Source organism: Chroococcidiopsis sp. SAG 2025, from assembly GCF_032860985.1.
GTDB lineage: Bacteria > Cyanobacteriota > Cyanobacteriia > Cyanobacteriales > Chroococcidiopsidaceae > Chroococcidiopsis.
In genome coordinates this window covers 4,684,391-4,705,941 of record NZ_JAOCNC010000001.1, presented here as the reverse complement: position 1 = coordinate 4,705,941, position 21,551 = coordinate 4,684,391, and the positions used below count along the sequence as shown (strand labels likewise).

The window sequence follows — 21,551 nt, the reverse complement described above, 5'->3', positions numbered from 1 at the left end:
CATGAGCCAATCCGCTACGATTCGAGTTTTGATTGCTGACGATCATTCCATTGTCAGGCAAGGATTGGCAACGATCGTGAACCGCGATCCAGAAATGACGGCGATCGCTACTGCAGAAAATGGACAGCAGGCGCTCGAGCTTTTTCGCCAACACCAACCGGATGTGACGCTGATGGATTTGCGAATGCCGCAAGTCGGAGGGGTGGAAGCCATTAGTGCTATTTGTGCCCAATTTAAATCTGCCCGAATTATCGTACTCACAACCTACGATGGTGATGAAGATATCTATCGGGGATTGCACGCAGGCGCTCAAGGCTATCTGCTTAAGGATGCTAAACCTAACGAGCTGCTTCAGGCAATTCGCATAGTGGCTCGCGGTCAGCAGTATATTCCGCCCCTAGTGGGAGCAAAACTAGTGCAGCGCCTAAGCAATCCAGAACTGAGCGATCGAGAGCTAGAGGTACTTGGTTTGATGGCGCAGGGGATGAGCAATCTAGACATTGCTACTACCTTAATTATCGGTGAAAGTACGGTCAAATCCCACGTGAATCGAATTTTAGGTAAGTTAGGCGTGAGCGATCGCACCCAAGCGGTGATTGTTGCCGTTAAACGCGGGATTGTGAGTTTGTAAGAGACTATTTTTGAAGTAAAGATTAAAAAAATCTAATGATTGGGATGACTAATTCTATACTTTGTTGTGTCGAGCATCAGTTTGGTTTAATTTTATAGTGTAGGACTCTTCTCCCAGTATAGTAAGCCGATGCATTGCTCACTTTAGCTCTGGTTGCTGTACATAAGTCTTAAATTATTTTTACACCCAGAAAATTTGGACAACAATGTCAAAACAGCTAAAACAAATAACTGAAAATCAGTGTCAAAATGCACCAGCAAAATATGACGACCTCAAGGTTCTTTTTTTGAACTGCACTCTTAATAGAACTCCTGTTTTATCTCATACCGAGGGTGTAATTCATCTTGCTAAAAATATATTTGAAGCCAATAGAGTTCAAGCTAAAGTTATTCGACCTGTAGATTATGAAATACCAGCAGGACTTGGGCTAGATATGTCCCAAACGGATGAATGGGATCGAGACGATTGGCCCATAATTCAAAAAGAAATTGATGAAACTGATATTTTGGTATTGTGTACCTCAGTTTGGCTGGGAGAAAAAAGTTCCGTTTGTAATCGAGTCTTAGAAAGAATGTATGGTTACACTCATGTTTTAAACGAAAAAGGGCAATATCGAGATTATGGAAAAGTCGGTGCAACTTTAATCACTGGTAACGAAGATGGGATTAAACATTGCGCGATGAATATTTTATTTTCTCTTTCTCATATTGGTTATACAATTCCCCCACAAGCCGATGCGGGATGGTTGGGAGAAGTTGGTCCTGGCCCTTCTTATTTAGATCCTGGTTCTGGTGGCCCTGAAAACGATTTTACCAACAGAAACACAACTTTCTTAACTTGGAACTGTATGCATTTGGCAAGAATGTTGAAAGATAATCAAGGCATTCCCGCTCATGGAAACCAACCTGAAGTTTGGGATGCAGGTTGTAAGAGTGATTTTAAAAATCCAGAACACAAAGTATAGGGAGTTGTTGCCTCAAAAGAAGACCTGGGTAATAAGTTGCGATCGCTCTTGAGCATCATAGGCTTTGTCTGTCAAAAAAGCATCAGCTTCAACATTGGCTAATAAAGCATCTGCTCCATTTAGGTCATGGGCTTGTGCTGGAGTTAAATAAAATTGAGCGGGATTACAATAGCGCATCACATATGGTATAGATTTTTGTACTCAATCCTCCTGCACTGCGTCCAATACATTTTGACTTTATAAATAATCTCTAAGCAAGTCGTACTAGAGTTTGAATTTGGATTCCAACTTTAGTTGGAGTCAACCTTCCTTTGATTGATGGACTGATTCATCAATCGCTTTACTGAGTAGAAGTTTCAACTCGATATGGACGACAAGTTGGAGTCAATTTTATATATTGAATTTATGCAAACACTAACAGCAATTAGTTGTAAGAACTAAGTTTGCTTTAAGTACAGGACAAAAATGGTAGAACGTTCAAAAAATTATTTATTTAGGGATTAGACACAATGAGAAAGCAACTTATCAATCCGCCACAGATTTATGATGGAAGTCCGTTCGGAATGTCCCAAGCGGTGATCGATCGCGCATCCGCTACCGTTTACATTTCTGGTCAAGTTGACTGGGACGCGAATCGGCAAGTTTCATGCCATAACGTCGCGGGGCAACTAAAGAAGGCGCTGGCTAACCTAACCACTGTCCTAGAGGCATCGGGAAGCTCGGAAGAGTCTTTGCTTAGCCTTCGCGTCTACGTTCGCGGTGAACTTGGGGAATTCATCGGGGATATCGCACCGATTCTCGCGCAATATCTGGGAGAGTCGCGTCCATCTCTTACTGGGATCGGTGTTTCCTCACTTGCCTATCCAGAAATCTTAGTTGAGATTGAGGCAACAGCAGCACTTAAGTGACCAACTAATTTCTGAAATGCGTGTTTAAGAACGATCGGAGGAAATAATCAAAATACATCAGGATTTGAGTTGGCTTTAGAAAAAACGCACCAAAGATGAGCTACGACGACCATAACCACAGCTTCTTATTCGTCCCTCCTTCAACCCAAGATCGCATACAAGGTGTGTTGAGTGCTGCTGTGATGCTAGTCATGTATGGAGATTACCAATGTTCTGAAAGTGCAAAGGTTTATCGACTGATTAAAGCAATTGGGCGAGAACTTAATAGTTCTCTTGAGGAGAATAATTTGTGCTTTGTCTTCCGTCATTTTCCCCAGGTACAAATTCATCCTCACGCTCAACACGCGGCTCAAGCGGTGGAAGCAGCAGCCGCCCAAGGTCAGTTTTGGCAGATGCATGACATTTTGTTCGCCCATCAACAAGAATTGGGAAACGGCTATCTTGTGGAGTATGCCAATTATCTAGGACTTGATATCTCTCATTTTCTGCAAAATATGTCTAAAAAAGCGCACGTTGCTCGCATCAATGAAGATATCCAAAGTGGATTACACAGTGGAGTAACGGCTACCCCAGCTTTATTTATCAATGGAATTCGGTACACTGGGCGCTGGAACAATACGCAGTTGACGGCAGCTATTGTTACTGCAAGTCATTAAGTTCCTCAACCATTTACGCGGTGGTTAACCCCATACTCGAAGGCTTGCGTTTTCAGGATTCGAGCGGTTTCAACGCGCCTAATTTTTGGAGCAAAGGTTATGTTTCCTCTGTTTATTACTACCATCAAGCTACTTAATTTCAATCGCTGACTTTTGCCTAATTTGTTATCCATAATTATCTATTTCTTAACCATGTCAACAATTACATTCGATCGCAGAAGCTTAACTCCCACCCAATTGCAGCAGGCGATTGACTATATTCACACTTACATTGACCGAGATTTGTCACTGATTGAACTTGCCAGCGTTATCAATATCAGCCCGACTTACTTTGCCAGTTTATTCAAACAGACGATGGGAATTTCTCCGCATCAGTACGTGATTCAACAACGGGTGGAACGGGCGAAATCGATGTTATCGAAAACGGATTTAACCATTGCTGATATCGCTTTCCAAACTGGGTTTTCTAGTCAAAGCCATTTGAACCAACAGTTTAAGCGAATTACTGGAATGACACCAAAGCAGGTTCGTTAATTCCACAAGAATCTGACAAATCATTGTAAGAATTTGAAAGAAGTCGAGCCTTGAAACTCAATACACTTTAAATAGATAGAACTAGGAGAATCCAATCATGGTCAAACAGCAATCTGTAGACGAACAAGCAAATGGAAAGGCAACTAGCAACCTGACACCAGCCCAGGAGTTTTTGCAATCACTCTGGGAAGAGCATCTGCGACACGAGTTTGGCACTCACAACGTTGAAGATGCTCTTGCCACGATGGTTGAGGATGCTTATGTTAATGACATTCCGGTAATGACCGGGGGAGTAGGGAAACCAGCACTGCGCGAGTTTTATTCCAAATACGGCATTCCACAAATACCGCCAGACATGGAGCTAATCCCAATCTCGCGCACGATTGGAACCGATCGGCTTGTCGATGAAATGCTGGTTAAGTTCACTCATACCATCCGAATGGACTGGATGCTACCTGGCATTGCTCCGACTCTTAAACGGGTTGAAGTGGCATTGGTAGCGATCGTTCAGTTCCGTGGCGACAAGCTAGCCCACGAACACATCTACTGGGATCAGGCGAGCGTATTGGTTCAACTCGGCTTGCTCGATCCTAGTACGTTACCCGTTGTAGGCGTTGAAAGTGCGCGTAAGGCACTCGATCCGAGCTTGCCCTCAAACGCACTGATCGATCGCTAAGCGCGATCGCAACTAAAAATGAGTAACCCTCTTCTGTCACTCTAAGAAAATTTGACGCATTTACGTTGTCTCAGGATTACAGACGCAATTCGGATTCTCAAACTTGGCGAAGGGAAAATTTTCATTACTTCAGTCGAACGGTCGCGCTCACCGGACGCAGACAACCTTTGCGACTCAACCGACCATATTGAAACGTCCCGGTGCAGCGCGGTTGTTGGGCTGTGCTTTAACTTGTACATAAGCTACTATCTATCCCAATGCTCTAGAGGCGACTTTGGTAATATTCTTCTAGATCATCAATAATATCCAGAATTTCAACGAATCGAGAGCAAAAGGCAGTCAACTTATACTCCACGCGGGGCGGAATTTCAGGATAAGCAACTTTCTCGACAATACCAAAGTTGACGAGATCTACCAATCGCTCATTCAAAACCTTAGTTGTCAATCCCTCAATTGCACGAGTCATTGCTCCTGGGCGGTTGATACCTTGACGAATTAAGCGTAAAACTTCCAGCATCCATTTACAGCCAAGAGTATGCTCCACGATATGAGCCACAGTTGGTTGAGAAGCGGAGATTTTTTTTTGCAAGCTACGGAATTGTGATGAGTGCATTTGCGACTAAACAGTAACTACCTTACTAGATGGTGCTGACTTGCGGGACAAGAGAGAACCACTATACGTTGAGTGATATCGAAATACCTTTACCGTTGATTCTAAAGCAAGGATGGTTAGCAGAGATGGAATGTATGAAAGCAGCCGTACTGACAACATTTGGTGGTGCGGAGAGTTTTGAGATTCAAACTGTGCCCAAGCCAATGCCAAAACCTAATCAGGTTCTAGTAAGGGTGTGTGCGACATCGATCAATCCAGTTGATTATCAGACTCGCCGTGGTGACTATAAAGACTTGGTTCGATTACCAGCAATTATCGGAGTTGACATTTCAGGAGTGATTGAGACAGTTGGAGAGTCAGTGACAGACTTTGAGGTAGGAAGCGAAGTTTATTACTCGCCGCAGATTTTTGGAGAATCTGGCAGCTATGCTCAATATCATGTTGCTGATGCAGGGATTGTTGCGCTTAAGCCTTCTAACTTGTCGCACATTGAAGCAGCGTGTTTTCCGCTTGCAGGGGGACGGCTTGGGATTGCCTAGTAACGAGAGGCAATCTTCAAGTTGGGGAATCGGTTCTAATTCATGCGGGTGCTGGTGGCGTTGGCTCTCTTGCAATTCAACTTGCAAAAGATGGGGAGCCTACGTTTTTACAACATGCAGTTCTAAAAATCTCGATTTTGTGAAAAACTTGGCGCAGATCGAGCCATTGATTACAAAAACGAAGATTACGTGGAAGTTATTCGTCAGGAAACAGACGGGCTAGGTGTTGATTTAGTTTTGGATACGATCGGTGAACAAACAATCCAGCGTAGCCTAGAAATTATTCGCCCATTCGGCAGACTTGTGAGCATTGTAGACACTGAAACGCCGCAATCACTCATCGAAGCATGGGGCAAGAATCTGACTATCCATTTTGTTTTCACGCCACAGTACCGAGCAAAATTAGATGCTTTGACAAAACTAATCGAGCGTACTCAGCTTCGCCCCGTCATTGATTCAACGCTGTCTTGGGATCGGATAATTCAAGCACATCAACGTTTAGAGCAGGGGGGAGCGCAAGGGAAAATTGTGCTGGAATTTACCAAAAGTTAGACTATCCTCACCGATCGCTTTAAATCGTCACCTGAAAAATAGCCCAAATAGCACAACTTCAAATATTAGCAAATACCTTGTGGCTACCGCCTTCACTAAGAACTGAAGCAGCCCAACTACAAGGTCAATATTAGAACGCTGAATCACTTTAAGGAGCAATTCTATGTCAACTTTTGTCTTGGTTCATGGCTCATGGCACGAGGGTTCTGCTTGGAACGAAGCGATCGAACAGCTAGAAGCGAAAGGGCATCAAGCTTTTGCCCCGATTGCAGGTCATGGCAAAGGCGTGAATAAGAATGTTAACCATGCTCAATGTACACAATCGATCGTCGATTACATTGTTGGCAAAGACTTAACCGATATTGTTCTCTTAGGTCATAGTTTTGCCGGAACAATCATTGCGAAAGTTGCCGAAGCGATTCCTGCTCGGATTAGACGACTGATCTTCTTCGATGCTTTTGTCCTCAACGATGGAGAGAGCCTTAGATAACATTCCGCCGCACCATCAAGCGTTATTCGACTCTCTAGCGAGAGAATCGGACGATCGTACGCTGGTGATGCCGTTTGAGATGTGGCGAGAAGTGCTGATCAATGATGCTGACCTGGAACTTGCTCGATCGAGTTACGCACAACTATCCCCTGAACCGTATCAACCGTGGATTGACAAGCTGGACTTGAAGCAGTTTTACTCGCTGCTCATTCCTAAAAGTTACCTCTACTGTACAGAAGATAATGTCCTCCCTCAAGGCGAACAGTGGGGTTGGCATCCGAGAATGTCTAACCGCTTGGGGCTATTTCGGCTTGTACAAATGCCCGGTAGTCATGAGGTCATGTTTTCTAACTCGGTTGGTTTAGCCGAAAAGATTATTGTGGCAGGGCGCGACTAGCAGCAGAATTTGCAATTGTGTTTATTGCTTGAAACAGGAGAAACAGGATGATACTGCAAGATAAAGTGGCGTTAGTGACTGGCGGAACTTCTTTTGATTATATTGTGATTGGCGCCGGTTCAGCAGGCTGCGTTGTTGCCAACCGTCTTACAGAAGACCCTAATACTAAAGTATTGCTGCTCGAAGCGGGTGGTCCTGATACCAAGCCAGAACTTCAAGTTCCGAACTTGTGGCCTACTACACTCTTAGGCTCGGAAGTGGACTGGGCATACTTAACTGAAGGGGAACCTTACTTAAATAACCGCAAAATTTTATCTTCACGCGGTAAAGTCTTGGGCGGCAGCAGTTCGATTAATGGCATGATTTATATCCGAGGCAATGAACGTGACTACAATAGCTGGCAAGCGTTAGGTAATATTGGTTGGAGTTATCAGGATGTCTTGCCTTACTTCAAGAAATCGGAAAACCAGCAGCGGGGAGCATCGTTATTTCACGGGGTTGATGGACCACTTAGCATCACAGATCCACTCTCTCCTGCAAAAGTGTCGCAACGCTTTGTGGAAGCCGCTCAAGCACAGGGCTATGAGCAAAATCCCGACTTTAATGGCGTACAGCAGTCAGGTGCAGGACTTTACCAAGTGACCGTGAAAGATGGCAAGCGCCAAAGTACAGCAGTGGCATTTCTGCGTCCGATTAAAGATCGCCCCAACTTGACCATTCAAACAGGAGCATTGGTGACTCGTTTACTCTTTGAGGGAAAGCGCGCGGTAGGGGTAGTGTATGTTCAAAACGGAACGGAGTATCAAGTTAGGGTCAACTGGGAAGTGATTTTGAGTGCTGGCGCTTCGATTCTCCTAAACTGCTCATGCTTTCTGGAATTGGACCAGCTGAACATCTGCGGGCAGGGCATTCCTGTAGTTTTTGATTTGCCGGGTGTCGGCCAGAATCTTCAAGATCACCCACTTGCTGTTATTGCCTACCAGTCTACTCAGGACGTGCCCCTTGCGCCAAGTAGTAATGGGGAGAGGCTGGGTTATTTCTGCATACCAACAATAATTTAGATGCGGCGCCTAATTTGCAATTTACAAATTGTTCCGATTTTATATGTCGATCCTGCCTATGCACGTGAAGGTCCGGCATTCACCCTTCCCTTTACATCACCCGTCCCGAAAGTCGTGGTAGTGTAAGACTACGTTCCTCCTCCCCTTCGACCCACCGTTGATTCGGGTCAACTATCTTCAGAAAGAATCTGATATGCAACTGATGGTTGAAGGACTTAAAATTTTGCGTCAAATTGTGTACTCCGATGCGTTTAATGAGTTTCGGGGCGAGGAAATTGCTCCAGGGAGTTCCGTGCATAGCGACAAAGCAATCGAAGATTATATTCGGCAAACGTGCGGTACGGCATGGCATCCTGTTGGGACGTGCAAAATGGGTATCGATCAAATGGCGGTTGTCGATCCTCAACTCAAGGGTACGGGGATTGAAGGGTTACGAGTTGTTGATGCATCGATTATGCCAACTATGATCACAGGAAACACAAATGCATCGGCAATTATGATTGGAGAAAAGGCTGCCGATTTGATAAAAGTTGGAACAAAATTGCCTCAATGATGGTGAAAGCCTCAGAGATAGCCTTCCGCCGCACTATCAAGCGTTATTTGACTCAACAATACGGCAACATTCGGATTGAAGCACTCCATGCACCTGCTGTCACGTCAGGTGTGGTAGGGCGGATTGTTGGAGTTGCGACCTTGGGCGATCGCCTCGCCCTCACGATTACATCAACATCCCTGATAGATGTAGAGCGGGCTGAGAGCGATCGAGATGCGACTGCTTTTCTATCGGCAGGAGTGAAGCATTTAGAGCTTGCAGTAAGACAGGAAGTTGCATTTAAAGCTGCCCGATCGTGTCTTTCGATCGACGATCGGAAATCTCGCACCCCATTCGCTCACACGGTAAGACTCTGAGGTATCTAGAACATTCACAATTACAGGAGATTCAAATGACAACTTTAACTCAAACATCTTCAACTCTAGGCTCAAATCCTCTGAGTTCGATGCAAATCGATCGTGTTTGCTTGAATGTACCGAACTATGAGGAAACGCTTCAGTGGTATCAAGAAAAGCTAGATGCGACGATCGAGCGAGAATGGACATTTGATGTCTTCCCCAACCTGAAACTAGCTTATTTGCAAGTCTATGGATTTCGGATCGAAATTATCGGCAGCACTCAGTCACGCTCTGGGATGCCCGAAACTAAAGACCTTGGTGAAGGATTACGCACGAGTGGCATTGGACATTTTTGTTTCCGTGTTGATGACGTGGATGCGTTACTGGCTGAATTGAATCGACGTGGTGTGCCAACCTTTGTTGAATTGGGCAGCTACCCTGGTCCTGGAGTTCGGCTCTGTTTGGTGAAGGACAATAACGGCAATCTGATTGAATTTGTCACTCCTTTGAAAGATTCTGCACAGTAATTCCTGAAGGAAATCCATCATGGCTCACGAGTCTACAAAACCTGCGATCGCCAATCCCACTGAAAAGGAGAAATCATGACAACTACATACCGTCACAGCGCTGCTTTCAACGATCTCGCAACACTGCTCACAGGACAGCTTTTTCTTCCTCAAGATGCTGATTATGAACAGGTGCGTCAACTCTTCAATGGCAGGGTGAAGACACAACCTGCCGCGATCGCTCGGTGTCTCACTGTACAAGATGTGATTCATACGATTCGCTGGACACGATCGCATAATCTACCTCTCTCGGTTCGAGGTGCTGGACATGAGATTTTTGGACGATCTCTGATCGAGAATGGTGTGGTGATCGATCTGTCCCAGATGCGAGCCGTCACCGTTGATCCAGACACGCGCACAGCTCAAATTCAAGCTGGAGCAACGGCTAGCGACCTGATTGAGGCAGCACAGCAATACGGGTTAGCAACCGCCACAGGAACAATCTCTAGCGTGGGTATGACCGGACTGACTCTGGGGGGCGGCTATGGTCCTCTAAACGGTGCCTACGGACTGGCTGCTGATAATTTGCTGTCGGCACAAGTGGTCACTGCTGATGGGCAGCTTATCACCGCAAACGCCGAGGAAAACGCCGACCTACTCTGGGGACTGCGCGGTGGTGGTGGCAATTTTGGTGTCGTTGTCTCCCTGGAGTTTCGCCTGCATCCGCTCACAACCGTGTTATCGGGCTTACTGCTCTATCCTTTGGAGCAAGCTAGAACTGTGTTACACCGTTTTAACGAGTTCATCGCCACCGCTCCTGATGAATTGACAATTCGGTCTGGGTTCCTTCAGATCCCCGATGGTCAGACGGTGCTGTTTCTCTCACCGACTTATTGTGGTTCGCTCGAAATGGGTGAGCAGGCGATCGCACCTCTGCGGACTTTTGGTACAGTGCTGGTTGATCAGATGCAATCTGTTTCTTATCACGAATTAATTCATAGTAACGATGCGTTCACTCCAAAGGGTCGTCACGGCTACCTTCAAACTCAGTCGCTTGACGGCTTTCAGACTGAGACGATCGAGGCACTGATCGAACAGGGACTACCATTACCCTCTCCATTTTCAGCGATTAACATCCATCACTTTCATGGAGCTGCAAGTCGGGTAGGTGTATCTGAAACCGCTTTTGCGCTGCGTCAGGATCATTTGATGGTTGAGCTAATTGCAGCTTGGGAGCCACAGGACGACGAGCAGCGGTATATCCAATGGGCACAGAACCTCTCACAGGCACTAGCACCCTATGCTTTCAAAGGGGGATACATCAATCTCCTAGATGAGCAAGAACAGGAGCGCGTTCGGCTTGCCTTCGGGTCGAACTATGAGCGATTGCTCGATCTCAAGCAGAAATACGATCCAGATGATGTGTTTCGATCGACGATTGGACATCTCGCACCCCATTCGCTCACACAGTAAGACTCTGACAAATCATCGTCGTTCGTAACAGGTGAAACTTTGTCATCCCCAAACTCAACCAGGAAAACACTATGTCACAAAAACTCTCAGGAAAAGTTGCGCTTGTCACTGGCGGCACCAGCGGCATCGGACTTGCCACTGCTAAGCGATTTGTCGCCGAAGGTGCCTATGTCTTTATCACGGGTCGTCGTCAGACTGAGCTTGATGCGGCTGTAAACGAGATTGGTAAAAACGTGATGGGCATTCAGGGCGATGTCTCAAATTTGGCAGACCTCGATCGGCTTTATGCCACGATCGAGCAAAAGCAAGGTCACTTGGATGTGGTCTTTGCGAATGCTGGCGTTGGACAACCCATCCCGCTCGGATCGATCGCCGAAGAACACTTTGACAAAACCTTCAACATCAATGTCAAGGGCCTACTTTTCACTGTGCAGAAGGCACTGCCACTGATACCAGAGGGCGCTTCCATCATCCTGAATGCCTCAACTGCTGCTACCGTTGGCACACCAGCCTTCAGCGTTTACGGCGCAACTAAAGCTGCCGTGCGATCGTTTGCCCGCTACTGGATACTCGACCTCAAAGGTCGCCAGATTCGAGTGAATGTGGTCAGCCCTGGTACCACTCCGACTCCTGGTTACGATCAATTTGGACTGAGTGAAGAACAGATGAAAGAATTTTTGAAGAGCGAAGTCAAGAATATCCCATTGGGACGAGTTGGCACGCCCGACGAGGTTGCCAAAGCCGTTGTCTTTCTCGCTTCCGACGACAGCAGCTTTGTCAACGGCATTGAGCTATTTGTGGATGGTGGCATGGCACAAATCTAAATGGGTGCTGTGTCCAGAGCGGTCAGCTAACAGTGCAGCAGATGGTTTAAAGCCGCTAGTGCTGCGTTCGAGTTTCTTTGTCGCCGCTGATTTGAGCCGTTGGGCGTTTTGGGTAATGTGAGGTGTGGAACGGATGACGGATAAACTTGAGCAGAACAAACAGACGGTCACGGCATTTTATCACCTGATGTTCAATCAGTGTCAGCCCGCAGAAGCGATCGAGAAATATGTCGGCGACGTGTACATCCAGCATAACCCGGCGGTGTCCGACGGGAAGCAGTCTTTCATCGAATATTTCGAGAGGATGGCGAAAGAATATCCGGGCAAGTGCGTCCAGTTTAAGCGCGTCTTCGCTGAAGGCGATTATGTAGTCTTGCATTGCTACCAACAATGGCTGGGCGACAACGACTGGGCGGGCATCGACATCTTTCGCCTGGATGATAAAGGCAAGATAGTCGAGCATTGGGACGTGCTTCAGACCATCCCAGAAGTGTCAGCTAACGATAACACGATGTTCTAAACAGTTGAGTGCTGGTAGTGTGAAGTCCGGTTTGTACAACGGCGCGCCCAAATAGTAGGCAGTGGAATTCAGATGTAACTAATGGGACTTTGTAAGAAAGATGGAGCAAATTGAGCTAGAATGCGGGTAGGAGTTGCGTTTTACGTCAGTCTCGACAGGAGCAACGTAAGGTGAAAGATCAAGTACCAGCAGCGATGCCGCAGTGCTTTGAGAACTGGTGTCGTCGGTTTGATGATGTATTTTCGCGTCAGAAGCAGCGGCAGGAATTTCGTGTTTATCTAGGGGGACTGCTGGGTGAGAGTCAGCGCAAAAACCTGAGCCAACTGGTCACAAATACAGTAGATGGCTCCTACAACAGCCTCAGACATTTTCTCAACAATGCCCCTTGGGATGAAGTCAAGCTAAATAATCGGCGGTTGGAGGTGATGCACCAGTGTCGCCAGACGACCCCGAGTCAAGGTTTCACATTGATTGTAGATGATTCGGGACATCGCAAAAGTGGTGCGGCTACTGATGGGGTAGGACGGCAGTACATTGGGGAGATTGGCAAGACTGACAATGGTATTGTGCTGCTGACTACCTACTTGTATGATGGAGTGCGACGTCTGCCGTTAGATGTTGCACTCTATCAACACGCAAGTTTATTCGAGCAAGGCAAGGCAGACCCCAACTTCCAGAAAAAACCTGACCTGGCTCTAGACTTGGTTGACCAATGCTTGAAGCGCGGTTATCGACCGGGTGTGACTGTAATTGATGCAGGCTACGGTAATAACACGCCTTTTCTCAAGCAGTTGGAGTCGAGAAACCTAACTTACGTGGCAGCAATCGCCAAAAACCGCCAAGTTACTGCTCAAACATCAGGTGATGAGTCTGCTCGTAAGCAGGGATTAGAAGCTATTGCTCAAACCTTGGCAGTGGAGCAGTTCACACCTGTGCAACTCAATCTGGAGCAGCCCCGGACAGTTTGGGTGGCGCTGTTACCAGTTCACGTTCCGAAGCTCGAAGGCACTCGCTGGCTGGCGATTCAACTCAATGCCTCTAGTTTCGAGCAAGCGACGGAGGTGGATTACTTTCTCACCAATGCCTCTGACAACCAAGTCAGTGCGGCTTGGGTAGCTCAAACATATTCTGCTCGCAACTGGGTGGAGGTCTTCTATCGAGAAGCCAAGGGCTGGTTGGGTTTGAGTGAGTATCAAGTTCGGGATGCTCTGAGTATGAAGCGTCATTGGGTTTTAGTGTTCATCGCTTACACCTTCATCCTTTGGCATCAGTTGACCGGCGGATTCCGCAGACGTTGGGCAACCAAACCCTTACAAACCTTTGCCGAAGCATTGGAGGCATTCCGCACCGCAGTCGAGTTTCGTTTGGTCCGCTGGCTTAATGAGCATGTTGATGTATTTGCCTCTCACAGAGCTAAGTTCGGCTATATTTGGGCTTAGAAAGTTTTAAAGTCCCACTAAGGCGATCGCAGCCATTTTATCAGTCGCATAGTAACACCATAAAAATCTGACAAACTGTCCTAAGAATCTGAAAGAAACCGAGCATTAGAATTCATTACACTTCAGTTAAATCAGACGAGAATCCAATGCGGTATTCATAGGAGATTGCAATGCCTTACGTTACTGTTGATCAAGAAAATTCTGCAAACATCGATCTCTACTACGAAGATCTTGGGACAGGTCAACCGATTGTTCTCATTCATGGATTTCCCCTCAACGGTCATTCCTGGGAAAAGCAGGTCTTAGTGCTGCTAAATGCGGGGTATCGAGTGATTACCTACGATCGCCGAGGATTTGGTGCTTCCAGCCAGCCGTCGTTTGGCTACGACTACGACACCTTTGCAGCAGACCTGAACGCGCTGATGACTAAACTCGATCTGCGCGATGCCGTGCTGGTCGGCTTCTCGATGGGGACAGGCGAAGTGACGCGCTATCTCGGCAAGTATGGCTCAGAGCGTGTCAGTAAAGCCGTGCTCATAGCTCCGGTGCCTCCCTTCCTGCTGAAGACTGATGACAATCCTGAAGGTGTCGATCAAAGCGTTTTCGATGGCATTATGAAAGCGATTGTTGAAGATCGTCCAGCCTATCTGTCTGCATTTTTCCAAGACTTCTTTAACGTGGACGTGCTAGGAGGCGATCGCATCAGCAATGAAGCAATTCAAGCGAGTTGGAATGTTGCGGCGGGAGCTTCTGCTAAAGGGACTTTGGAGTGCGTGCCGTCGTGGTTGACTGATTTCCGTGACGATCTGCCGCGCATCGACGTGCCAACCCTAATCGTTCATGGGGATGCCGATCGCATCCTCCCGCTTGAAACTACCGCAGCGAGACTACCGCAGCTCATTAAAGATAGTCGCCTTGTGGTCATACCTGGCGGTTCTCATGCTATCAATTGGACTCATGCCGATCTGGTCAACCCTGCGCTGCTGGACTTTCTCAAAGGAAATTAATCGGTGGAGATTTTTGTCTTCAATCAGTTTTTGCCACAACACAGCCAAATTTCCTCGCTGCCTTGCGATCGACTCTATTCATCCTAGAGGTGAGAAATGTAAAGCAAATGGCGGATTTTGTCAAGTTTTCTGTTTCTACTAGTTCTCGTTAGCGTAGTGTCATTGGGAGTAACGCAGGCTAATAGTAGTAACGATTTTTCTCGCGATTTGACTAACCCGCGTCTGATTCAACGGGGGAGGTATATCGTCACGGCATTAGGTAATTGTGCGGGATGCCATAGCCCGAATAAGTCACCCAACGATCCAGAATGGTTAGCTGGGTACTTGCCAGGAACTCCAGGGCAACCGTTTCAAATCGATGAATTTCAAATTTATCCGTCCAATATTACCCCCGATCGCGAAACGGGAATTGGCAGTTGGACACCACAAGAGGTCTTCAATTCTCTGCGTCACGGACGGGATAAAGACGGTAATACGATTTGTCCGGCTATGCCTTGGGTTTATTATCGCGACCAGAGCGATCCCGACAATTGGTCAATTGTGGCTTACTTGAAAGAAGGCATCAAACCAGTGAAAAATCAAGTTCCTGAAAATACAACACCTCAAGGGACGCGCCCAGATTGCACGCCACTGTTCCAAAACTTACAACCTCTACCTGCTTATCCTGGGCAGAACGAGATTGGCGTGTGGCGCAAATAAACCAAATAAACATGGCTTTGTTGCTCAAAATCGCCACCGATTCTCCCACAGGACAGCAGGGGTTAAAAGCTGGCTTGCCCTCAAATTGGTCGATCGCTCATAAAACTGGTACGGGTTCAGACGTACTGGGCATCGGCACTGCTACCAATGGCGTTGGGATCGTCACCTCTCCCCAGGGAAGACGAATTGCGATCGTAGTATTTATCGCTGGTTCAAAAGCACCTTTATAGGCACGTAAAAGTACAATATCTCTTATTGCTGCCGCAGTAGTCGAGGCGATCGAATGATGAATGTGGTATGTGAATAGAAATATTTAAAGTCAAGATTGACTTGAGAGCGAATAGCGTGCAAGGTTTGAATCTAGAAACTCGCTTTTTGGTTGAATCTAAATAAAGTTGAATAAACTCATTTTAAGAAAGTAGATTTTGTCATTATTTGTAAAAGTGCAGAGTATCACCACTACTCTGGTCAGCCTTTTTAAATAAAAACTTCCAGCAATATAACAAAAAATTACGCTCTGTTGTCATATCTATAATAAATTGTTTTGTTAACCGACACAAAACTTCCTTAATTGATAGTAGTAAAGAAAAAAGATACTCCTATATTTAAATCAGGAGTATCTATATTCAAAAGATTTGTTGCCTAATCCCACTAGAATGGAATATCTAATTCATCAACAGATATACCATTACTAGCTGTAGCAGCTGTAACTAAAGCGTGTTCTGCTGGTTGAGATTGCAAATGCTTCTCGGTAAATTTGGGCTGACTAGATTCAGTTGGAATAAAGTTACGAATAACTAAGGTACATTTCTTTTCCTTGTATCCATTACCAGTATCTACTACTTCCATGTCTGGATAACCAACGGCTACACCATTTGTCCTAGAATCAAATTGAGCGATCGCGACAGCAGCAGCTCCTTTAGCACGAAAAAGCATGGTACTTTCTACTAATCCATCTTTGGAGTAGGAATGAAACGAGCAATCGCCGTAGACTATTTTTACTCCTTGAGGATCGTGGGTTTCGTCACAAGAGCGAATTTTTACTGTCAGAGTTGCGCTAATCATAGTATTCTTATTGCAGGCGAATAGATTCTGTTTATCTGCGCGTAGCGCCATGAAGTAGCAAAACCGCACCCCGACCAAGGAGCAAAGTGCGGTCTGATTTTCGTTAAAAATTAGCGTTGGCTATGCTAGGCTCTGGAATATTACTAGAAGTATTGGATTCTTCACCGCGTTTAGAGGAGCTAATTAGCTCTAATTCGCTAACTCTGATAACAGGTTTGCTACGAGGCAAGCCGCTATTTTTGTCAACCCAAACATCAAATTTGAGTTCTCCTGCAACACCAATCGTCGAACCTTTACGTACCCAATCAGTAGCAACTTGGGCAGTATTTCCCCACAGTTCTAAATCCCACCACATCGGTGAATCACTTTTATAGGGTGGCTTGACAGCAAGAGTCAAGGTAGTTTTCATCGCACCCGACTCGAAGTAGTGGGTAGCTGGATCTTGACCGATGCGACCGACTAATTCGATTCTATTCATGAATTGTTGGGTCATAAAACGCTCCCTAAACTTCATGAATTTTGCGCGTAGCGCTTACTACATTACCCGTTTTCAATTGAAAAGCTAAGCTGCGATCGCAGGAATATCCTGATAGCGATCGTAGAAAAATAATCCCAAGTTTTTGATAACTTGGGTAAAAGATTGTATTCAGTTCAAAGCAGCTGCTATTTAGTTACAAATCAGTACAGTTTTGTCGCTAATTTTTCTAGCTGCACCTTGATATACCCTGCTATTTTGTGGAGTGGGGCAAATTCTTTGAGCTTTTCTACTGACAAGTTTTTTAGATCGTTCAACGTCGCTAACTCTGGCTAACTTTAATGTTGTACGAGTGTTTCGTTGATGAAAGACAAGTCATTTTCCGAAAGCGATTCGATGGCGTTTATTGCTCGTTCCACCTCAATTATCTGTGTTTTATCTCCTCGATTGGCGTAGGATAAAATTTCTTCTACGGATGCAATTTTAGGTTCTCGCACTAAAGTGATTCTATGCAATCTTCCTAACTTTCGCACTGTTATTCTTGCACCTGCTGCTTGCAATCGCGCTGTTAAATCGTTGAGTAGGGAAAACTGTACGTCAATTTGACGGCATTGAGTGATAGATACCCAATTCATTCTATTTCTCTAATTCATCTTCATCTTTTCCTAAAGACTGCGCTTTAGCGCCAACAGTCAACCTGACTTTTCAAGAAATAGTACTTCCCAAACAAGTCTGGAAGAAGCCATTTTTAACAGGGCGACTTTGACTGCTTCCAGTTTTTCTACCCAGTTGGTGTTGCTAAGCGATCGCCACCATCGATGCTGAAGGTAATCGAGCAACCACAGTTGCCGCTCGAAGTCCAGCATCGTATCTATTTCCTTCGCCAAGCGCATAGCAATCAAAGCATTAGTGGGAGGTAACTCAAGTTGTTCTAAAAGTGCTTTTGGCATCGATCGCATTCGATCGTAGTGGGCGATCGCCTGCCCTGGACTACCAGCAGCCAACGCTACGATAGATGAATCGTTTATAATTTCTGCGTTTCCCAGTCTTTCCAGCACCCGTACCATACTACTGCCATTCAGCCGATGAAACGGGATCGCCTGACAGCGGCTGGCTATAGTAGGTAATAGTTTTTGCGGCTGGGATGAAATCAGGATAATACTACCGCTGGTTGGTTCTTCCAAAGTTTTTAGCAAAGCGTTAGCAGCAGAAGCAGCCATTCGATCTGCGTCTTGAATGACTGCAATTTTGCATGGTGCAGTTAGCGCACAACAGGAGAGAAATGAGTGACAACTCTGATTTGCTCGATCCGAATTTGAGGCGGCGACTTGCGCTTTACTTCCGAGTGGGCTAGATCGCTTTGATTAACTAATTCTCCTTGATGTAAGTAAGTCGGTTCTACCCATAATAGATCGGGATGATTGGTAAGGTTGTGGGTGTCAAAGAGTTGAGCGATGAAGATGCGAGCAGCCAACGTTTTGCCTACACCATCTACACCAGCAAATAAGTAAGCTGGTGCAATTCGATTAGTTGCGATCGCACCTTTAAGTAGAGATCTGGCTGTTGATTGCCCCACCAAACTAGAAAATTCACCAATTGCTCGTTCTTCGCTCTTCACATTTTCCCGCTCGCTTGCAGTTGGAGCAACAGGAATAGATACAGTTGTTGGTAATGACATATTTGGCTGGATTATAGCTAGAGCTAGGCACAGATTTTTACGATTTGGGTTTGGAGAGCCATCTTTTCATCCCATCCATTCTTCAGCATTAGCTCCAATTCCAACAGCACCGACAAAGCTTTTTGCAAGTCGCTGGCTGAAATGTTAGCAACTTCTTGGCGTAGGAAGTAAAGTCGTTTAGGATTTTTAATTTCTGCTAAGAACGCAATCGCGCTATCATCCTGCCAGTTAGCGGCTAGGCAAAGTTTGACGACTAACCAAGTTTTAAATGCTGTCGTCAGGGTAGCAACAATTTTTAAGGCAGGTTCATTTCTAGTAATTAAATCCTCGACTAACTTTAACCCTAAAGAGACATTGCCCGTGCGAATAGCACTTGCCAATTGCAAGCTGTTTGTTGCATTATTGGCAACTAATTCTCTCACTACATCGGCATTGATAATTGCACCATTAGCATAGATTTTGAGTTTCTCTAACTGGGTCACTAATAAGCGCGTATTGTTACCAACTGCTTCAACTAATACTCGATAAGCATCAGATGCGAATTCGATTCCCATCTCTTTTGCTAAGTTACGCGCCTGCTTTACCAATGCGTCAGTCTGCCACTGGGGGAGCGAGGGAAATTCCTTAACTTGGGCAGATTGCAGCAGCAGCTTCACTGACTTGTTCCTAGAATCTGGTTTGTTAATACTAGTAATCAGCAGAAAGTTAGTAACTGGTACGATCGCTAAGATATGCTCTAACTGCTGCAACATTTCTTTCGGGCAAACTCCCAATAGAGTGCTGGATGGTAAGTAAACTAACCGACTTCCCGTTCCTAATGGAGGAGTCATAATATCCGCGATCACTTGAAGAATGCTATCTTTTGAATCTGGAGGATATTCGGAGTAATTAAAACTCGCCCATTGTTTATCGAGAACGTGCGATCGCAGTTGTTTAATCGCGCGACTCATTAGAAATTCATCTTCGCCCCAATAAATGTGTATTGGCATAATTCTATAATTTGATTGAAGATTGTAGAAGAGATACCCGCACTCTAGATGCAAGTGCGGGTTGTGCTAATTGAATTGAACTAGAGCCTAGAGAGCGTTTACTGCTTGAAATGCTCCAAAGTGTTCTCTAATTCTGTTTTGAACGGTAGGACTGCACTGCCCCCACCAACGCTCTGTAGGCTGACCGCCTACACAAGAGAGAACAGCACCAAAACTCGCTCCTACATATTTAACAGGCAGGCAAATACTACCTCTTGCTGTTTGTCTTGGTTGAGGTGTTACGCCAAAGGAAATGAGTTTTCTTTCTAGCTTGTTGAGAGTTTGAATTTCTGGCATAATCAAAGGTGTTTGCGATCGGGAACAGACAATTAGTGGAGTATTTGTCCGTTCCCGCGTTTTCACCTTAATCGGCGCTTTTGCGCCAAAATAGCTTTGACGTAGCCAACAATCTTTGCTGCACTAGCTTCTGGTTGGTCTTCACTTAGGTTTCTGCACAACCAGCTAAAGCTAGCTTTTAATGTTTCCCTTCTTTTGAGTGGATCTTCTTTGTTAGGATGGCGTGCAGTTAAAAATGTTGCGGCTTCTGCAATTACCTCTGACTTTGTTTTAGCCACGATAATTTCTCCATTTTTGTCTCTAAATTTTGTCGATAATAATGAGGCAGCACTCTACTGAGGTATAGCGATCGCTATTCACAAATAATCCCCAAGGCAACTCTTGAACTTGGGCGTTAACCGCGTTTAACCAATACCTAAATTGCTGGTAAAAACTGGTATTGTATTGCCAAGGACTATGACTGACGAGAGAGACCAGCCTGCCTCCAGCTTTTAAGCATTGATAGGCTCTTTTCACATGAGATATTTGCTGCGAGAAAGGAGGATTTTGTACGACTCGTTCGTAGCGATCGCGCTCGATGGGAGTAGTCAGAAAGTCCGAGCCAATGAGCAGTAACCCTTGTAGTGCTAAAATTGTTTGCAGTTCTGGAATTGGTTCAATAACTTCGACGAGCGCTCCTGCTTTCTGTAGAGAAGCCGCTAGCGTACCAAAACCAGCCGATGGCTCCAAACAACTGATTCCTAGCTCAATATTTGCTGCTTCTACTAATAAATCTACTACCCAAGGTGGTGAGGGGAAGAGATCCCAAGATTTGAGAATTTCACGATTGTTCAACAGCTTTTACTGATTCAATTTGATATGGCAGAATTTGCTCTTTAGGGTTAATAGTTCGATCTGTGCCAAAGTGCTGCCTAAAGCTATCTAAACCTTCAAGATAAGCTAATAATCCCGATGCTCCAGCAACTTGATACAAGCCAATGGCATTTTCCCATTCTTTCAAAGAAGCTTTCTTGTTTTTGAGGATTTCAACCAGAGCAGCAGGTAACTGGATCTCCTGACTAGTAGACAAATCTCGATGAGCGACTGTTTCTAGTAATAATTCCTCTTGGCTCATGACTTGACTATTTTTAGCCAACTGAATTTGATGCAGTTGAGCCGCTACTCCAAATAGTGGTAGTCTTAGCTGTGTTAATCTTCTTTGTCTAGGTTGGACATTACTGCGTTTTTTCAGCTTAAACTTGACTGGATTTTGTGGCGGACGAATGTTGAGGAGCTGATGCAAATTGAGATGAGTTTGCCCTAGAAATGAAGATGCAAATTTATCCTCAATATTGCAGTAAGTGTGAGTAATTTGATAGAAATATTCTGGTTCGGATCTGAGATCGCCAAATTTCCGTAGCTTAACTCTTAACGTATGGCTAATCCAGCCAATACCCGCATTCGTACATCCTGGAAGGAAAATTTTTGGCAAGCTCTCGCTCCATTCTAAAGTGACAATGCGATCGCCACTCAGTCCTTCGTAGATTTCTCTAATACGAGGATCGGGATGCTGTTGTTTGAATTTCTCCACCCAAGCACGTTGTTTCTTGTTAAGTCTGGCTATTGGCATGAGTTTGAATTCGATCGAA

The 21,551-nt window shown here is 45.5% G+C and carries 30 protein-coding genes and 2 pseudogenes; 20 read left to right on the top strand and 12 right to left on the bottom strand.

Annotation, left to right across the window (positions count from 1 at the left end):
* Window position 1 precedes the first annotated feature (1 nt).
* Window positions 2-631: a response regulator transcription factor gene (locus N4J56_RS23135; protein ID WP_317108583.1), complete on the top strand. Its 630-nt coding sequence runs from the start codon at window positions 2-4 to the stop codon at window positions 629-631.
* 205 nt (window positions 632-836) lie between these two features.
* Window positions 837-1,595 (top strand): flavodoxin family protein, encoded by a 759-nt coding sequence (locus N4J56_RS23130; protein ID WP_317108582.1) that lies wholly within the window; start codon window positions 837-839, stop codon window positions 1,593-1,595.
* Window positions 1,596-1,607: 12 nt separating this feature from the next.
* Here the strand turns inward: N4J56_RS23130 and N4J56_RS23125 are convergent, their stop codons facing one another.
* On the bottom strand, window positions 1,608-1,775 hold the full coding sequence (locus N4J56_RS23125; protein ID WP_410500371.1) for a hypothetical protein: 168 nt from the start codon (window positions 1,773-1,775) through the stop codon (window positions 1,608-1,610).
* A 329-nt stretch (window positions 1,776-2,104) separates the two neighbouring features.
* On the opposite strand from N4J56_RS23125, the gene N4J56_RS23120 reads away from it, so the two are divergent.
* The 4 genes from N4J56_RS23120 (at window position 2,105) to N4J56_RS23105 (ending at window position 4,369) form a co-directional block, all read left to right on the top strand.
* Window positions 2,105-2,503, top strand: coding sequence for a RidA family protein (locus tag N4J56_RS23120; RefSeq protein ID WP_317108581.1), 399 nt, complete (start codon window positions 2,105-2,107; stop codon window positions 2,501-2,503).
* Between the two features lie 95 nt (window positions 2,504-2,598).
* On the top strand, window positions 2,599-3,159 hold the full coding sequence (locus tag N4J56_RS23115; protein ID WP_317108580.1) for a DsbA family protein: 561 nt from the start codon (window positions 2,599-2,601) through the stop codon (window positions 3,157-3,159).
* 192 nt (window positions 3,160-3,351) lie between these two features.
* Window positions 3,352-3,693: an AraC family transcriptional regulator gene (locus tag N4J56_RS23110; protein ID WP_317108579.1), complete on the top strand. Its 342-nt coding sequence runs from the start codon at window positions 3,352-3,354 to the stop codon at window positions 3,691-3,693.
* 97 nt (window positions 3,694-3,790) lie between these two features.
* The gene (locus tag N4J56_RS23105; protein ID WP_317108578.1) at window positions 3,791-4,369 is read left to right on the top strand and encodes a hypothetical protein; all 579 of its coding nucleotides are present in this window, start codon (window positions 3,791-3,793) and stop codon (window positions 4,367-4,369) included.
* Between the two features lie 262 nt (window positions 4,370-4,631).
* Here N4J56_RS23105 and N4J56_RS23100 read toward each other — a convergent pair whose 3' ends face one another.
* Window positions 4,632-4,982 (bottom strand): helix-turn-helix domain-containing protein, encoded by a 351-nt coding sequence (locus N4J56_RS23100; RefSeq protein ID WP_317108577.1) that lies wholly within the window; start codon window positions 4,980-4,982, stop codon window positions 4,632-4,634.
* A gap of 125 nt (window positions 4,983-5,107) precedes the next feature.
* On the opposite strand from N4J56_RS23100, the pseudogene N4J56_RS41260 reads away from it, so the two are divergent.
* The 14 genes and pseudogenes from N4J56_RS41260 to N4J56_RS23020 all read left to right on the top strand — a co-directional run bounded on the left by N4J56_RS41260 (window position 5,108) and on the right by N4J56_RS23020 (window position 15,610).
* Window positions 5,108-6,073 (top strand): annotated as a pseudogene (locus N4J56_RS41260) (zinc-dependent alcohol dehydrogenase family protein).
* 163 nt (window positions 6,074-6,236) lie between these two features.
* Window positions 6,237-6,960: pseudogene (locus tag N4J56_RS41255) on the top strand (alpha/beta hydrolase).
* A gap of 47 nt (window positions 6,961-7,007) precedes the next feature.
* Entirely contained in the window at window positions 7,008-8,021 is a 1,014-nt protein-coding gene (locus N4J56_RS23075) for a GMC family oxidoreductase (RefSeq protein ID WP_317108573.1), read from the top strand.
* A 193-nt stretch (window positions 8,022-8,214) separates the two neighbouring features.
* Complete coding sequence (locus N4J56_RS23070; RefSeq protein WP_317108572.1) at window positions 8,215-8,574, top strand: GMC oxidoreductase; 360 nt, start codon at window positions 8,215-8,217, stop codon at window positions 8,572-8,574.
* Window positions 8,571-8,930, top strand: coding sequence for a hypothetical protein (locus N4J56_RS23065; RefSeq protein WP_317108571.1), 360 nt, complete (start codon window positions 8,571-8,573; stop codon window positions 8,928-8,930). The genes N4J56_RS23070 and N4J56_RS23065 overlap by 4 nt, the downstream gene beginning before the upstream one ends.
* Window positions 8,931-8,965: 35 nt before the next feature.
* Complete coding sequence (locus N4J56_RS23060; RefSeq protein WP_317108570.1) at window positions 8,966-9,439, top strand: VOC family protein; 474 nt, start codon at window positions 8,966-8,968, stop codon at window positions 9,437-9,439.
* Between the two features lie 75 nt (window positions 9,440-9,514).
* Entirely contained in the window at window positions 9,515-10,891 is a 1,377-nt protein-coding gene (locus N4J56_RS23055; protein ID WP_317108569.1) for an FAD-binding oxidoreductase, read from the top strand.
* A 71-nt stretch (window positions 10,892-10,962) separates the two neighbouring features.
* On the top strand, window positions 10,963-11,715 hold the full coding sequence (locus N4J56_RS23050) for an SDR family oxidoreductase (protein ID WP_317108568.1): 753 nt from the start codon (window positions 10,963-10,965) through the stop codon (window positions 11,713-11,715).
* Window positions 11,693-11,836, top strand: a complete 144-nt coding sequence (locus N4J56_RS23045; RefSeq protein ID WP_317110741.1) for a hypothetical protein — start codon at window positions 11,693-11,695, stop codon at window positions 11,834-11,836. Before N4J56_RS23050 ends, N4J56_RS23045 begins: the two co-directional genes overlap by 23 nt.
* A gap of 12 nt (window positions 11,837-11,848) precedes the next feature.
* Complete coding sequence (locus tag N4J56_RS23040; protein ID WP_317110694.1) at window positions 11,849-12,235, top strand: nuclear transport factor 2 family protein; 387 nt, start codon at window positions 11,849-11,851, stop codon at window positions 12,233-12,235.
* A gap of 170 nt (window positions 12,236-12,405) precedes the next feature.
* Window positions 12,406-13,674, top strand: a complete 1,269-nt coding sequence (locus tag N4J56_RS23035) for an IS701 family transposase (protein WP_317104593.1) — start codon at window positions 12,406-12,408, stop codon at window positions 13,672-13,674.
* A gap of 170 nt (window positions 13,675-13,844) precedes the next feature.
* Window positions 13,845-14,681: an alpha/beta hydrolase gene (locus N4J56_RS23030; protein ID WP_317108567.1), complete on the top strand. Its 837-nt coding sequence runs from the start codon at window positions 13,845-13,847 to the stop codon at window positions 14,679-14,681.
* 156 nt (window positions 14,682-14,837) lie between these two features.
* A complete protein-coding gene (locus N4J56_RS23025) occupies window positions 14,838-15,380 on the top strand; it encodes a hypothetical protein (RefSeq protein ID WP_317108566.1) in 543 nt (180 codons plus the stop codon).
* An 11-nt stretch (window positions 15,381-15,391) separates the two neighbouring features.
* Window positions 15,392-15,610 carry a serine hydrolase gene (locus tag N4J56_RS23020; protein ID WP_317108565.1) on the top strand — a complete coding sequence of 73 codons (219 nt, stop codon included), beginning with the start codon at window positions 15,392-15,394 and terminating at the stop codon, window positions 15,608-15,610.
* A gap of 421 nt (window positions 15,611-16,031) precedes the next feature.
* On the opposite strand, the gene N4J56_RS23015 is transcribed toward N4J56_RS23020, so the two are convergent.
* The 10 genes from N4J56_RS23015 to N4J56_RS22975 form a co-directional block, all read right to left on the bottom strand.
* The gene (locus N4J56_RS23015; RefSeq protein WP_317108564.1) at window positions 16,032-16,445 is read right to left on the bottom strand and encodes a hypothetical protein; all 414 of its coding nucleotides are present in this window, start codon (window positions 16,443-16,445) and stop codon (window positions 16,032-16,034) included.
* 103 nt (window positions 16,446-16,548) lie between these two features.
* Window positions 16,549-16,938: a single-stranded DNA-binding protein gene (ssb, locus tag N4J56_RS23010; protein WP_317108563.1), complete on the bottom strand. Its 390-nt coding sequence runs from the start codon at window positions 16,936-16,938 to the stop codon at window positions 16,549-16,551.
* A 320-nt stretch (window positions 16,939-17,258) separates the two neighbouring features.
* Window positions 17,259-17,555 (bottom strand): hypothetical protein, encoded by a 297-nt coding sequence (locus tag N4J56_RS23005; RefSeq protein ID WP_317108562.1) that lies wholly within the window; start codon window positions 17,553-17,555, stop codon window positions 17,259-17,261.
* Window positions 17,556-17,612: 57 nt separating this feature from the next.
* Entirely contained in the window at window positions 17,613-18,158 is a 546-nt protein-coding gene (locus N4J56_RS41250; RefSeq protein ID WP_410500571.1) for a hypothetical protein, read from the bottom strand.
* A 23-nt stretch (window positions 18,159-18,181) separates the two neighbouring features.
* Complete coding sequence (locus N4J56_RS41245; protein WP_410500370.1) at window positions 18,182-18,598, bottom strand: hypothetical protein; 417 nt, start codon at window positions 18,596-18,598, stop codon at window positions 18,182-18,184.
* Window positions 18,599-18,621: 23 nt separating this feature from the next.
* A complete protein-coding gene (gene holA, locus N4J56_RS22995) occupies window positions 18,622-19,587 on the bottom strand; it encodes a DNA polymerase III subunit delta (RefSeq protein ID WP_317108561.1) in 966 nt (321 codons plus the stop codon).
* 87 nt (window positions 19,588-19,674) lie between these two features.
* Window positions 19,675-19,989, bottom strand: a complete 315-nt coding sequence (locus tag N4J56_RS22990; protein WP_317108560.1) for a hypothetical protein — start codon at window positions 19,987-19,989, stop codon at window positions 19,675-19,677.
* Window positions 19,986-20,201 carry a hypothetical protein gene (locus N4J56_RS22985; RefSeq protein ID WP_317108559.1) on the bottom strand — a complete coding sequence of 72 codons (216 nt, stop codon included), beginning with the start codon at window positions 20,199-20,201 and terminating at the stop codon, window positions 19,986-19,988. The genes N4J56_RS22990 and N4J56_RS22985 overlap by 4 nt, the downstream gene beginning before the upstream one ends.
* A 22-nt stretch (window positions 20,202-20,223) precedes the next feature.
* Window positions 20,224-20,757: a hypothetical protein gene (locus N4J56_RS22980; protein WP_317108558.1), complete on the bottom strand. Its 534-nt coding sequence runs from the start codon at window positions 20,755-20,757 to the stop codon at window positions 20,224-20,226.
* The gene (locus N4J56_RS22975) at window positions 20,744-21,532 is read right to left on the bottom strand and encodes a hypothetical protein (protein WP_317108557.1); all 789 of its coding nucleotides are present in this window, start codon (window positions 21,530-21,532) and stop codon (window positions 20,744-20,746) included. The genes N4J56_RS22980 and N4J56_RS22975 overlap by 14 nt, the downstream gene beginning before the upstream one ends.
* Window positions 21,533-21,551 lie beyond the last annotated feature (19 nt).

Bases quoted from the DNA above. Each gene is read 5' to 3' on its own strand.
- N4J56_RS23135 (WP_317108583.1), top strand. From the start codon at position 2: ATGAGCCAATCCGCTACGATTCGAGTTTTGATTGCTGACGATCATTCC.
- N4J56_RS23130 (WP_317108582.1), top strand. From the start codon at position 837: ATGTCAAAACAGCTAAAACAAATAACTGAAAATCAGTGTCAAAATGCA.
- N4J56_RS23120 (WP_317108581.1), top strand. From the start codon at position 2,105: ATGAGAAAGCAACTTATCAATCCGCCACAGATTTATGATGGAAGTCCG.
- N4J56_RS23115 (WP_317108580.1), top strand. From the start codon at position 2,599: ATGAGCTACGACGACCATAACCACAGCTTCTTATTCGTCCCTCCTTCA.
- N4J56_RS23110 (WP_317108579.1), top strand. From the start codon at position 3,352: ATGTCAACAATTACATTCGATCGCAGAAGCTTAACTCCCACCCAATTG.
- N4J56_RS23105 (WP_317108578.1), top strand. From the start codon at position 3,791: ATGGTCAAACAGCAATCTGTAGACGAACAAGCAAATGGAAAGGCAACT.
- N4J56_RS23100 (WP_317108577.1), bottom strand. From the start codon at position 4,982: ATGCACTCATCACAATTCCGTAGCTTGCAAAAAAAAATCTCCGCTTCT.
- N4J56_RS23075 (WP_317108573.1), top strand. From the start codon at position 7,008: ATGATACTGCAAGATAAAGTGGCGTTAGTGACTGGCGGAACTTCTTTT.
- N4J56_RS23070 (WP_317108572.1), top strand. From the start codon at position 8,215: ATGCAACTGATGGTTGAAGGACTTAAAATTTTGCGTCAAATTGTGTAC.
- N4J56_RS23065 (WP_317108571.1), top strand. From the start codon at position 8,571: ATGATGGTGAAAGCCTCAGAGATAGCCTTCCGCCGCACTATCAAGCGT.
- N4J56_RS23060 (WP_317108570.1), top strand. From the start codon at position 8,966: ATGACAACTTTAACTCAAACATCTTCAACTCTAGGCTCAAATCCTCTG.
- N4J56_RS23055 (WP_317108569.1), top strand. From the start codon at position 9,515: ATGACAACTACATACCGTCACAGCGCTGCTTTCAACGATCTCGCAACA.
- N4J56_RS23050 (WP_317108568.1), top strand. From the start codon at position 10,963: ATGTCACAAAAACTCTCAGGAAAAGTTGCGCTTGTCACTGGCGGCACC.
- N4J56_RS23045 (WP_317110741.1), top strand. From the start codon at position 11,693: ATGGTGGCATGGCACAAATCTAAATGGGTGCTGTGTCCAGAGCGGTCA.
- N4J56_RS23040 (WP_317110694.1), top strand. From the start codon at position 11,849: ATGACGGATAAACTTGAGCAGAACAAACAGACGGTCACGGCATTTTAT.
- N4J56_RS23030 (WP_317108567.1), top strand. From the start codon at position 13,845: ATGCCTTACGTTACTGTTGATCAAGAAAATTCTGCAAACATCGATCTC.
- N4J56_RS23020 (WP_317108565.1), top strand. From the start codon at position 15,392: ATGGCTTTGTTGCTCAAAATCGCCACCGATTCTCCCACAGGACAGCAG.
- N4J56_RS23015 (WP_317108564.1), bottom strand. From the start codon at position 16,445: ATGATTAGCGCAACTCTGACAGTAAAAATTCGCTCTTGTGACGAAACC.
- ssb (WP_317108563.1), bottom strand. From the start codon at position 16,938: ATGACCCAACAATTCATGAATAGAATCGAATTAGTCGGTCGCATCGGT.
- N4J56_RS23005 (WP_317108562.1), bottom strand. From the start codon at position 17,555: ATGAATTGGGTATCTATCACTCAATGCCGTCAAATTGACGTACAGTTT.
- N4J56_RS41245 (WP_410500370.1), bottom strand. From the start codon at position 18,598: ATGTCATTACCAACAACTGTATCTATTCCTGTTGCTCCAACTGCAAGC.
- holA (WP_317108561.1), bottom strand. From the start codon at position 19,587: ATGCCAATACACATTTATTGGGGCGAAGATGAATTTCTAATGAGTCGC.
- N4J56_RS22975 (WP_317108557.1), bottom strand. From the start codon at position 21,532: ATGCCAATAGCCAGACTTAACAAGAAACAACGTGCTTGGGTGGAGAAA.